The organism is Enterococcus sp. DIV1368f (genome assembly GCF_051712245.1).
Lineage (GTDB): Bacteria > Bacillota > Bacilli > Lactobacillales > Enterococcaceae > Enterococcus > Enterococcus faecalis.
In genome coordinates this window covers 1,702,764-1,715,015 of sequence record NZ_JBIOON010000001.1, presented here as the reverse complement: position 1 = coordinate 1,715,015, position 12,252 = coordinate 1,702,764, and the positions used below count along the sequence as shown (strand labels likewise).

10 protein-coding genes are annotated in these 12,252 nt (G+C 36.4%); 7 read left to right on the top strand and 3 right to left on the bottom strand.

Annotation, left to right across the window (positions count from 1 at the left end; all coding sequences use genetic code 11):
- The first annotated feature begins 4 nt into the window (after positions 1-4).
- From glpO to IGL07_RS08485, 4 genes are all read left to right on the top strand, one after another.
- Entirely contained in the window at positions 5-1,834 is a 1,830-nt protein-coding gene (gene glpO / locus IGL07_RS08500; protein WP_010817407.1) for a type 1 glycerol-3-phosphate oxidase, read from the top strand.
- A 7-nt stretch (positions 1,835-1,841) separates the two neighbouring features.
- A complete protein-coding gene (locus tag IGL07_RS08495; RefSeq protein ID WP_195526144.1) occupies positions 1,842-2,561 on the top strand; it encodes an MIP/aquaporin family protein in 720 nt (239 codons plus the stop codon).
- A 282-nt stretch (positions 2,562-2,843) separates the two neighbouring features.
- Positions 2,844-3,371 (top strand): 5-bromo-4-chloroindolyl phosphate hydrolysis family protein, encoded by a 528-nt coding sequence (locus IGL07_RS08490; protein WP_025189554.1) that lies wholly within the window; start codon positions 2,844-2,846, stop codon positions 3,369-3,371.
- The gene (locus IGL07_RS08485; protein ID WP_010817405.1) at positions 3,364-4,209 is read left to right on the top strand and encodes a hypothetical protein; all 846 of its coding nucleotides are present in this window, start codon (positions 3,364-3,366) and stop codon (positions 4,207-4,209) included. The genes IGL07_RS08490 and IGL07_RS08485 overlap by 8 nt, the downstream gene beginning before the upstream one ends.
- Before the next feature lie 315 nt (positions 4,210-4,524).
- On the opposite strand, the gene IGL07_RS08480 is transcribed toward IGL07_RS08485, so the two are convergent.
- Both IGL07_RS08480 and IGL07_RS08475 read right to left on the bottom strand, forming a co-directional pair.
- Positions 4,525-6,033, bottom strand: coding sequence for a helix-turn-helix domain-containing protein (locus IGL07_RS08480; protein WP_010817404.1), 1,509 nt, complete (start codon positions 6,031-6,033; stop codon positions 4,525-4,527).
- Between the two features lie 118 nt (positions 6,034-6,151).
- On the bottom strand, positions 6,152-8,065 hold the full coding sequence (locus IGL07_RS08475; RefSeq protein ID WP_010817403.1) for a PfkB family carbohydrate kinase: 1,914 nt from the start codon (positions 8,063-8,065) through the stop codon (positions 6,152-6,154).
- A gap of 146 nt (positions 8,066-8,211) precedes the next feature.
- On the opposite strand from IGL07_RS08475, the gene rihC reads away from it, so the two are divergent.
- From rihC to IGL07_RS08460, 3 genes are read left to right on the top strand one after another with little or no spacing between them, the layout of a single operon-like run.
- Complete coding sequence (rihC, locus tag IGL07_RS08470; protein ID WP_025189219.1) at positions 8,212-9,165, top strand: ribonucleoside hydrolase RihC; 954 nt, start codon at positions 8,212-8,214, stop codon at positions 9,163-9,165.
- A 16-nt stretch (positions 9,166-9,181) separates the two neighbouring features.
- Entirely contained in the window at positions 9,182-10,555 is a 1,374-nt protein-coding gene (dcuC, locus tag IGL07_RS08465) for a C4-dicarboxylate transporter DcuC (protein WP_002377109.1), read from the top strand.
- 11 nt (positions 10,556-10,566) lie between these two features.
- On the top strand, positions 10,567-11,055 hold the full coding sequence (locus IGL07_RS08460) for a GNAT family N-acetyltransferase (protein ID WP_010817402.1): 489 nt from the start codon (positions 10,567-10,569) through the stop codon (positions 11,053-11,055).
- A gap of 78 nt (positions 11,056-11,133) precedes the next feature.
- Here IGL07_RS08460 and IGL07_RS08455 read toward each other — a convergent pair whose 3' ends face one another.
- Positions 11,134-12,162, bottom strand: coding sequence for a lactonase family protein (locus tag IGL07_RS08455; protein ID WP_002357153.1), 1,029 nt, complete (start codon positions 12,160-12,162; stop codon positions 11,134-11,136).
- Positions 12,163-12,252: the final 90 nt, after the last annotated feature.

Below are 12,252 nucleotides of genomic sequence, written 5' to 3'. Positions count from 1 at the left end.
TTCTATGACTTTCTCAATAGAAACACGCCGACAATCAATCGACGCTTTAAAAACACAACACTTAGATGTCTTAATTATTGGTGGTGGCATTACTGGCGCAGGCGTTGCCCTGCAAGCCAGTGCCGCTAAAATGAAGACAGGGTTAATTGAAATGCAGGATTTCGCAGAGGGCACCTCTTCACGATCAACCAAATTAGTTCATGGTGGTATCCGCTATTTGAAAACGTTTGACGTGGAGGTGGTGGCAGATACAGTGAAAGAACGAGCCGTCGTTCAATCCATTGCGCCACACATCCCTAAAGCGGATCCCATGTTATTGCCGATTTATGATGAGCCAAATGCAACATTTAATCTATTTTCTGTCAAAATAGCAATGGATTTATATGATCAGTTAGCTGATGTAACAGGTACCAAGTACGCCAACTATCTGTTAACAAAAGAAGAGGTTTTGGCACGTGAACCACAACTAAAAAGTGAAGGTCTACAAGGTGGCGGTGTTTATTTAGATTACCGAAATAATGATGCTCGTTTAGTTATTGAAAATATTAAACAAGCAGTAGCTGACGGGGCACATGCTGTGAGTCGGGTTCAAGCGGTGGGCTTTTTATACAATGATGAAGGAAAAATTACTGGCATTCAAGCAAAGGACCTACTAACTGACGAACAGTTTGAGATTCACGCAGATGTTGTGATTAATACTACTGGTCCTTGGTCAGATAAATTAAGAGGCTTAGACAAAAACGATTCATTTACACCACAAATGCGTCCAACTAAAGGGGTTCATTTAGTTGTCGACAAAAGCCGTTTAAATGTTCCTCAACCAACGTATTTTGATACAGGTAAACAAGATGGCCGCATGGTCTTCGTTGTTCCAAGAGAAGAAAAAACATATTTTGGGACGACGGATACAGATTACCATGGAGACTTTCAACATCCAACAGTAGAACAAAGTGATGTGGATTACCTATTGGAAGTAGTAAATAATCGTTATCCAGAGGTACAATTGACAATTAATGATATTGAAGCCAGCTGGGCTGGCTTACGACCTTTAATTTCTGCTAACGGTGGCTCAGATTATAACGGGGGAAACAATGGCAAACTTTCAGATAAAAGTATTGATGAAGTCATTGATGTCGTTGACAGATACCAAAAAAATCAAACAGATAAACGAGAAATTGAAGAAGTCCTAAACCATCTGGAAGACAGTTTGGTGGAAAATAAAGTCAATCCTTCAGCTGTCTCTCGAGGCAGCTCATTGGAAAGATCAGTGGATGGCTTGCTCACTTTGGCTGGTGGGAAATTAACAGATTATCGTAAAATGGCAGAAGGTGCGATGAAAATGATTCAAACCATCTTAGCAGAAGAATACCAGAAAGAATTCACCTTAATTGATTCTAAAAACTATCCAGTTTCAGGCGGGAAATTGAACCCTGCAACGGTAGACGAAGAAATAGAAGCGTTGGCAAAACATGGCGTATCTAAAGGGTTAAGTGAAAAGGATGCACTATACTTAGCTCATTTATATGGCTCCAACGTACCAACTGTTTTTGAAATGATTGATGATGCCAAAGTAATTCCTGGTTTAACCTTAACAGAAACTGTCTCTTTAAACTATGCGATGGAAGAAGAAATGGCTTTAACACCCGTCGACTTTTTATTGCGACGGACCAATCACTTATTATTTATGCGTGATCGTTTGGACCAAGTGAAAGCGGGAGTCATTGAAGAAATGGCACAGCATTATCAATGGACAGCGGAAGAAAGAGCACGACACATTGAAACATTAGAAAAAGTAATTGAAGAATCAGATTTAAAAAATTTGAAAGTAGGGTGAAGAAAAAATGGGAACTTCGATGATGACACAATTATTCGGTGAATTTTTCGGAACGATGATTTTAGTTTTACTAGGGGATGGCGTCTGTGCCGCAGTTAACTTGAAGAAAAGCAAAGCCTTTGCTTCTGGTTGGGTCGTTATTGCTTTAGGTTGGGGCGCTGCTGTTACATTAGCTGTTTACATGTCTGGGTATATGAGTCCAGCGCATTTAAATCCTGCTGTAACAGTTGCGATGGCAATTACTGGAAACCTTGAATGGGGCATGGTTTTACCTTATATCGTAGCTCAAGTCCTAGGCGGTTTTATTGGTGGTTTAGTTGTCTGGTTAGCTTATTTACCCCATTGGAACATTACAGAAGACAAAGGTGCTATTTTAGGAACCTTCGCCACTGGTCCAGCTGTCCGTAACTATCCAGCCAATGTTTTAACAGAAATTATCGGCACATTTGTCTTGGTTTTTGGCTTACTAGCCTTTTCTCAAAACGACTTAGCGGCTGGCATTAACCCAATGCTTGTTGGGATTTTGGTCTTAGGACTAGGTCTATCATTAGGCGGACCTACAGGTTATGCAATTAACCCTGCACGTGATTTAGGACCCCGTTTAGCGCACCAAATTATTCCTGTGAAAACAAAAGGTGATTCTGATTGGGCTTATTCTTGGGTGCCAATTGTGGGACCTATCTTAGGGGCTTCATTAGCTGCAGTAATTTATTTATTCACTATTTAATAAAATGAAATGTAAATAGTTGTTTTAGACAATAAAAAACGCTTGTGAGAAGTAATCAATTCTTGCAAGTGTTTTTTGCTACATATTAAACCAAAAAAGATTTCCTTAGACATTTAGACAATTTGTCCAAATGCGGAACAGAACAATTTTCCTATATGATACAATAAAAGTGCACAAGTAATTGGGGAGTAACATTTCATACTTATTTGTCAATTTTAAGCTGGACAATGTGTTCAGTAATATATACTAATTTAAAAAGGAGTACATGATTTGAATGGGATAATGGTTTTGTTAGTGGGCGCTGGGTACATCGGTTGGGTTATTTATAGAAATGGTCGTACGTATTTCCGTTATAAAAAAAATCTAAAAAAATATCAAACGACGCACCATCTAACGGACAGTGACCTAGAGATGTACCAAAGAATTATGGACGAATTAAAAAAACAAATTATTTATTTAAACGAACTAACGAATAAGTCACGAAATTTAAAAAAAATTGAACAAATAGAACTGGGTGTTGCTTCCGCTAAGGGAATCTTTAAACACTTAGTGAAGTATCCTGAAGCAATTACTCATTTTAGTGATTTTTTATATCATAAGGTACCAGAGATTTTACGAGCATCAGAACGGTTTTTAAGCATTAAAGAAGATAAATTGTCAACAGAAGAAATAACACTTGCAACCAATGGTATCTTAAGTACCATACGAGTGTTGTCGGAAAGTATCACAGATGATTACGAAAAATTAGTCTCCGAAGCATCTGAGGAAATTTCCTTATCAAAAAAATTAGTGGAGAGAAAAAATGGCTAAACAAAAGAATTTTTATGATACATATGATGCGCTTTTTCAAAAGCCAAAATGGTCGTTTTTTCCTGTCACAAGAACAGACACAGCAAAGCAACTTCCTAACCCCAATAAAAAAGTGGTAAAACCACAGACGAAAAAAAAGAAAAAACAAAAAAAGAACAAAAAAATTATTTGGATAGGCATTGCTGTAGCAATTGGCTTTATAGTATATATTGATCTTGCGGAGAAAGATGATTATTGGGATTACTCCGCTTCATCAGAAGATGTTTATCCTTTAAAAGAAGCTGGACTTACCACAACTGGACCTGTTGATTTAGAAAAACCACTAAAAGTCACAATAGAACAAAATAAACTTTTATTTAATCAAGGCTACCAAATAGAAATTATCGGCGATGCCGATATTGAAACCAGTGGCGGAAAGAACTTTTTAATTTTACCTTCTACAGAGGAGTATCCAGATACAAAATATCTAGGCAATATCAGTTTTTATGAAAAAAGAGACTATTATACATCGGCAGGTATGTACCTTTCTGGCAATCTTGTCAACAGTCTTTCTGATTATTTAGATACAAGTAAAGAGTTTATCAAAGCATACCCAATTGATAAAATTGCTGATGTACAAACTGGCTATATTTTAAAACGGAATCAAGGATATACAGACATCTCAAAATATTATCTCTTTAAAGATGGGACGGGATTTGAATTAGAAGTCTCTGTTGACCAATTGGAAAAGGTCAAAGATCCCAAAGACTATTCTTCTTTTGTAAAAACATACGCAAAAGAAGTCGCTTTTATAGAAAAAAGTTTTAAATTTGAGTCTACTGATGAGGAATCTCGATAGAGAAACTAGTTTTCAGCTTCAAGTAGCGCCTAGCAATACCTTTGTTGAAAAAATGTAAGAGCCTGAGACAAAAAACACTTTGGATTTTTGTCTCAGACTTAAAAACTGATCAGCGGTGGAAGCGTAGCACTTTAAGGACTGAAGTACGACGTGTACCCACTTACTAGATTGTCTTTGAAGGTAACGTAGAAAAGAACAGCAATATACAAGTGACCTACAAACTATTTTCTGTCAGACTAAAACTGGCAGAAAATAGTTTGTAGGTCGCTTGTTTTCATTATGGCTGGTGAGACAGGTTGGCGCTTGATGTTTGTTTTAATATTGCAAATCAAAAATGGCGATACTTATTTTACTGAAAATTAGTTCCCAATCTTCTCGGGTTAATTCTTCTTCTAAAATGTAAATTCGGTCTATTTCTTTTGGTAAATCAAATAAGGGATAGTCAGTAATCACAATGTCACAACTAGAAAAATCGGTTCGTTCAAAAATAATATCCTCACTAAATGCTTGCTTGATTTTCATCATAATAAAGCTAGCAATGTAAAAATCGCGAGAATATGCAACACCAATTTTAATTTTTTTGCGGGGACTATAGTGCTTATAAATTCGTAACAACAATTCACATGTCCAAATTGGGTTCTCCTGATCCTTAAAGCTTAACTGATAAGGGGAATGCGCTGAAAAGTTTTGATAAAAAGCATAGATTTCTTTCTGTAAATCTTTTTGATAAGTACTATTTTTATTGACTAAAAAATCTAGAATCGCGGTATTTGGTTGCTGTGAAATAAATAATTGGTTATAGATAATATTTTTAAATAAAATAAGTAAGAAGTAATGACGATCAAATTCACGCATTTTTGGAATTTGAAAAACTTCGCAAAAATTGGTTAATAAAGAATCAACGTAGAAATATTCTGGGCAAGAAATTTCATTTAGAGCAGCCAGTAAATCTTTGGCTCGTTTTGCAGAATCAAAATTATCAATGGCAATGGGTGCAATGATATCTACAACCCGCTGTTGATCTTCTGAAAAATTTGATTGGGAACAAAAAATAGTTTGTTTTGAGTCTGAGAAAAGCCTTAAATAAGGATGTTCTTCAAATTCTTTTTGGAGATCATCTTCACAAGTATATGGAAAGCGATATTTTGCGATGTGTAAAAGTAAATTTAATTTTAGTAGAGAAGCGTGTTCCAAGCGTTCAAGAATTTCTGGTTTAATATGCTGCGTCAGTATATCTTCAAAATAAGTAGAGGTATAACGTGGTAAGGCTAAGGTATTTAAAAAGATGGTCCAGTAGACATCAAGAAAAGCATATAGGACTTGAAATTCAGAACCTGTAATCACTTTACTCGCGGAGGGGGAAAAATGGACGGAAATTCCATACAAACCAAATAGTTTATTAATGTTATTTAACCGTTTGTAAATGTAAGATGAGCTAAAATTAGTTTCTTGACTCACTTTCCAGACAGAATTGTTTTCTTTTTTGATAATTGCTTGAAAAAGAATGAAGTCAGTAGAATGGACACAGTAATAATTAAATAATAAAAAATAGTGGGAAAGAAAATCATTGGAAGTCGTATGTAATGAAATTTTTCCGTGATGGATCTGAATCTCTAAGGTATTTTCAGGAAGGGTTGCTAAGTCTTCTTGAATTTCACGAAGATAAATTGATAAATTTTTAGTAGAAAGATCGAATTTTCGGGCAACACTAGATAAATCAAGGTTCGTTTGTTTTGCTAAGTATAAAAAGACAGCCAATTTTTTTTGTGTTTTCTTTGAAAGTAAAAATGTTTTTATGGCATCTTGTGTTTTGATGAGACTCACTCCTTAGTAATAACTTCTCTTTTATTATAATAGTTCGCCTAATAAATTGTAATAAAAAAGAACAATTCTCATTGGTTTATGAGAAAATAACAAGATATTCAGCAGGAAAACACCTGTGTCATTCGACACAGGTGTTACGATGAGCAAAAAGAGCGGGTTCTTTTTTTATCAAATAATTTTCCAAAGTGACGTGATCAACTAAAGAATCAATCACCCCTTCTTTAGAAACTGAAAATCCTGCAGCCTGAATTGCTATTTGAATGGCTGCTTCAGTCGGATAACCTTTCGAAAGATAGGAGGCGAGCGCGCTGATAAAGCTGTCACTGGCACCAGTACTATCCACAGCTATATTTTCTGTTGCAGGGAAATAGTGGCACACTTGGGGTGTTTTTAATAACACGCCTTTTTTTCCTAAAGTAACAATGACATTTTTTACGCCCATTTCTAAGAAGTACGCCGCTTTCTCTTCTAATGTACCAGTATCTGGTTGAAGTTCCAATAATTCATCTTCATTGGGAATGAAAAAATCAACCTTTTCTAGTATATTCACTGGAATATGATGAATAGCAGCTGGTTTTAAAATAATCGGTACCCCTGAATGTTGGGCGATTTCACAAGCTTTCTCTACAGCAGACAAAGGAATTTCTGTTTGAATGAGACAAAAACTGGCATCCATAAATAGGTGTTTTTGCTGTGCGATTTTTTTAGGCGTAAGCGCTGTGTTTGCACCAGGTAAGATTGAAATCATGGAGTCGCCGCTTGTCTCAACATAAATATAAGCTTGACCAGTCTCAGTATCTTGAATACGTGTGATACCATCTGTCGTAACGTGGTATTTTTCTAATTCTTTATATAAGTAATTCGCATCTGTGTCTGAGCCTAAACAACCAATTAGGGTGGCCTGATGGCCCAGTTTGGTTAAGCCAACAGCTTGATTTAATCCTTTTCCGCCGGGGAATTTAGCATAGCTAGACAGAAAATTTGTTTTGCCGTTATGTGGTAAATTTGTTGAATATAGATAATTATCAACGTTTAAACTACCCACTACAATCATTTTGCTATGTGGATTAACACTAGACACGCCTAATGTATTTTTGTGATCTAGCACCAATTTTTCAGCCTCATTAATCAAGGCTGTTTTTTCTTTGCGTTTGTTAAGCAATAACAAGGCTAACTGGCTGCCAAACGTCTCTGTATCTAACAAGACGGAAGAAATATGATCAGGTAAAAATGAACGATCAATTTTTCGCTTAATTGCGAGTAAAGAGTAATTATCGGGGGTTCGCAAACCGCTCTGCTTTAAAAGCTGTTCCAAAAAAACAGCCTGGGTATAGTCATCGGTAAGGATACCCGTAATCCCATCTGTGATAAGCTGATTACTGAAATCAGCAGGGATAGTAGTTAAAATATTTTCTTTACTAAAGGGTAAATTGACATCAAACAAGGCTTTTTTATAGCCTGCAATAATTGCTTCTTTATATTTTGGGTTAGTGACGAAATAACTAATTTTTTTATGGTTATTCTGTAATAATTCTTGGGTTAAAACATAACTAGCTTCTTCATAAAGCCCCGCTAGAGAAGGTAATTCGTTAGTTGAGTGATTGACGAAATAGTAAGGAATCGTTAATTCTTCTATAAATTTCGCGTATTGTTTACTGTTTTCATTGATTGGGTCCCAAATAATGCCACTGGCTTGTTTTAAAGTTGGCGAGGTAATATTTTTCAGTTCTTGTTCTAAACTACCGTGACTATTTAAAATCAAGCAGTTATAGCCATTTTCTTGAGCTTTATCAATAAAGCTCGTAACCCAAGCCTCAAAAGTTTCATGGCTATTTAATAATAACACGAAGGTTTTTGTAGTACTATTTGTGACGAGATTTGCTGAGTAAGGTGTGTAGTTGTAATCTCGAACGATTTTTAAGACACGCTCACGGGTTTCTTTACTAATAGTTTGATCTTTATTATTTATAATTTTGGATACAGTTGAAGCGGAAACGCCAGCTAATTTTGCAATATCTTTAATATTCATCATTTTCGTCCTTTCACTGAACTCTTTTTTATAGTAAGCATTCTAAAAGCAGAAAGTCAAGAAAAAGCCTAATTATTTATTATTTAGAAATTCTGCTTGACTTTTAATGAAAGCGCTGTTAATCTCAAATTAAGAAAACGTTTCCGGAAATGTTTTTCCTAAATGTGAATGGAGGAAGAAAAATGGATACAAAGAAAAGACCGATCATTATTGATACGGACCCAGGAATTGATGATGCTGTAGCTTTAGCGATTGCACTGAATCATCCTAACCTAGAAGTTCGCTTAATAACGACGGTTGCAGGGAATGTAGATGTAGAAAAAACAACAAATAATGCTTTGAAACTTGTCGATTTTTTTTGGAAAAAGGTTCCTGTAGCCAAGGGGTGTAATTGTCCGTTACTTATTCAATTGGAAGATTCTGCTGAGATTCATGGGGAGACTGGCATGGATGGCTTTGAGTTTCCGCAACCTATCTCTACGTGTTTAGATATTCATGCAGTGGAAGCTATGCGAAAAGAAATTCTGTCTAGTGATGTTCCTTTGACCATTGTTCCAATTGCTGCATTAACGAATATTGCTTTGTTACTGACCCTCTATCCAGAAGTCAAAGAAAATATTGCAGAAATCGTCATGATGGGTGGCTCATTAGCAAGGGGAAATACAAATACAAGTGCCGAATTTAATACGTATGTCGATCCACACGCTGCACAAATTGTTTTCCAATCAGGTGTCCCACTAACAATGGTAGGATTAGATGTTACAAGTCAAGCTGTGTTAACGAATCATGAAGTAACAGCCATCAGAGCGCTTGGCAGAGTGGGGGAAATGTTTTATGGTCTTTTCCGTCATTATAGAGGCGGCAGTTTAACTACAGGTTTGAAAATGCATGATGTCTGCGCGATTGCCTATTTAACTTCACCAGAATTATTTGAGACAACTGAAACGTTCATTGAAGTTGCTTTGGAAGGTCCAGCTGCGGGAGCTACTGTTGCAGATTTAAAAATGAAGTATCATAAAAACACGAATGCCGTTGCCTGTATAGATGTAAATGTTGAAGCTTTTCAAAAATGGGTTGTCGAAAAAATGAAAGCGGTTAATTAACTGAAGGAGGATAAGTATGATTGAAAGTTTATTGGTATTGGTCGTTTTAGTTGCTGTAGCCTATTTGATTGTAAAAAATTATCATCCCGCACTCAGTTTAATTATTGGTGCGCTTGTTCTACTTGCCTGTGCATGGATGTTAGGACATCCTATTTATCCTGCAGGAGAAGGAACCGGTTTTGGATTATTTGATATTTTCTTGAAGTTTAAAGATACAATTATTGCACAAGTGAGTTCAGCAGGAATTGTAATTATGATTCTTTTTGGTTATTCAGGCTATATGAATGCAATCGGGGCCAATCAGATGGCTGTCAACTTTTTGGTGAAACCATTAATGAAGATTAAACGTAAATCGTTATTTGTCCCTGTGGTCTTTTTAATTGGAAATTTAATGTCACTAGTAGTTCCTAGTGCATCAAGCTTAGCGATTATTTTAATGTCTATATTATATCCGATGCTAGCCAGCATGGGGATTTCATCATTAACTGCTGCAGGTGTGATTGCAATGACGGCAACTATCATGCCAACACCTTTAGGCGCGGATAACGTAATCGCCGCAAATACCCTTGGTTATGATGTGTTAAATTATGTTGTATGGAATGCCAAAATTTCGCTGCCATCGTTATTAATCATTGCGGTTGCACAGTACTTCTGGCAAAAATACTGCGATAAAAAAGAAGGCGAGGCTGCCTATGTTTCATTAAATGAAGAGGGCTTAAGCAAACAAAAAGAATTTGATATTCCTAAATTTTATGCAATATTGCCAATATTACCGCTATTATTAATTGTTGGAGTGGGAATCGTAGGAATGTTTATTAAAGGAATAACGATGGATATTTTTGTTCTTACATTTATTTCTTTCTTCATTGCTGTATTGGTTGAGACACTTCGCTTGAAATCTTTTAAAAAGGTTCAAGATACAGCTGTCGAGATGTTTAAAGGAATGGGGCAAGGGTTTAGTCAAGTTGTGATGCTTGTCGTAGGTGGTTCATTATTCACGTCTGCGATTCAAACGTTAGGAATTATTGATAGTATTATGGCATCTGTCGAAGCGTCAAGTTCAGCAGGAATCGTTACGACCTTAATTTTCAGCGGTGCAACGACCCTTTTTGGAATTTTAAGCGGTGGTGGACTGGCAATGTTTTATGCGGTTATCGAACTAATCCCTGGGATTGCCGAAAAAGCTGGGATTGATGGTATTTTAATTTCCTTGCCAATGCAGATGATTGCGAATTTAACTAGAACGATTTCTCCTGTAGCAGCAGTTGTCATGATTGTCGCATCAACAGTAGGAGTTAGTCCCATCAGAATTTTAAAACGGACGAGTGTACCGACCATCATTGGCATTATTAGTGTGATTGTCTTGTCGATTCTATTGTTACCTTATTAAGAGAATAAACAATGAAAATTAGAGTGGCTGATGAGAAAGAGTTACCGATGATTCTTCAATTTTTAACAGAAGTAAAGGCATACATGGACGTTGTGGGCATTACGCAGTGGACAAAGGACTACCCTTCTCAAGAAGATATCCAAGAAGACATTACAAAAAAACGGTTGTATTTGCTAGTGCACGAAGAAATGATTTTTTCAATGGCAACGTTATGTATGGAGCAGGAACGAGACTTTGTTTGGCTAAAGCGCTTTGCAACTTCGCCTAATTATATTGCCAAGGGTTATGGCAGTTTGTTGTTCCATGAATTGGAGAAACGAGCAGTCTGGGAAGGAAGACGTAAAATGTATGCTCAAACTAATCATACAAACCATAGAATGATTCGATTTTTCGAAAGTAAAGGGTTCACAAAAATTCATGAATCTTTACAAATGAATCGCTTAGATTTTGGCTCTTTTTATTTATACGTTAAAGAATTGGAGAACCAATCCATCGTTTAAAATAAGAAAACAGGAGTCAGATGCAAAAATTATTTAGCATCTGACTCCTGTTATTTTCCAAGGAAATAGTCAACTTAATTATACAAATAAAACACAAACACATTCGGGAACAGCAACATCTTTTTGAATCATTTCTAATAAGCCTGTTTCTTGGTTCCGACGATAAAGTGTTAAGTTATCAGAGTCTTGATTAGCAACAACGATGAAATCTTCAGAAGGATCTAAATCAAAATCTCTCGGAATATCGCCTTCTGTTGAAATTAATTGAATTCGTTCAATCGCTTCGCCATTTTCTGAAACAGCATAGACAGCAATTGAGTTATGGCCACGGTTTGAAGCATAAAGGAAACGGCCATCAGAAGAAATACGAATTGCAGCACCACCATTAAACGCATCATAATCAGCAGGCAAAGTAGAAACTTTTTGTAATTCAGTAAAAGAACCATCTGTTTCATCATATGAAAGAACTGAAACAGTGCTATCTAATTCACCAAATAAATAAGCCAATGATTTTGTTGGGTGGAACACTAAATGACGTGGACCAGTCCCTGGCTCAGTCACGAATTGAGCGATTTCAGAAAGCTTTCCATCTAAGCTAACATTATACGTATACACGCGATCGGTTCCTAAATCACAGACGACTAAGCGTTGATCAGGCGTCAAATCTGTGTAATGAACATGGGCATTGTTTTGATTTTCATGAGGACCAGTTGGCTCTGTATGAATCACTTTGTCAGCATCTTCCAAAGAACCATCTTCTAAGATACGATACACGTGAACGATACCTTGGTGATAATTTGCTGCATAGACAAGTTGTCGGTTTTCGTCAACAGCTACATAACATGGCGGTGCACCTTCTTCAGTTACTTTATTCAATAAATTAAAATGGTCCATTTCTGGTTGATAAGCGGCAGTGCCACCTTCACCGTCAACACTAGTGACGCTAAAAAGTTCGCCCTTTTGACTCAGAGCAAGATAGGTAGGACTCGTTTCTTCTAACAAAAGTGTCGCTTCTGTTAAACGACCTTGTGTCGTATCTAATGCAATTTTATAAATGCCTTGGCTGGCTCTTCGAGTATAGGTACCTAGTAAAATTTGTTCTAACATCACAATTCCTCCAATTTGTTTCAACACAATCACTTTTTATGAAAGTGCTTTTATATAATGTAGTATACCATAAGAAGTCTAAGAACAATA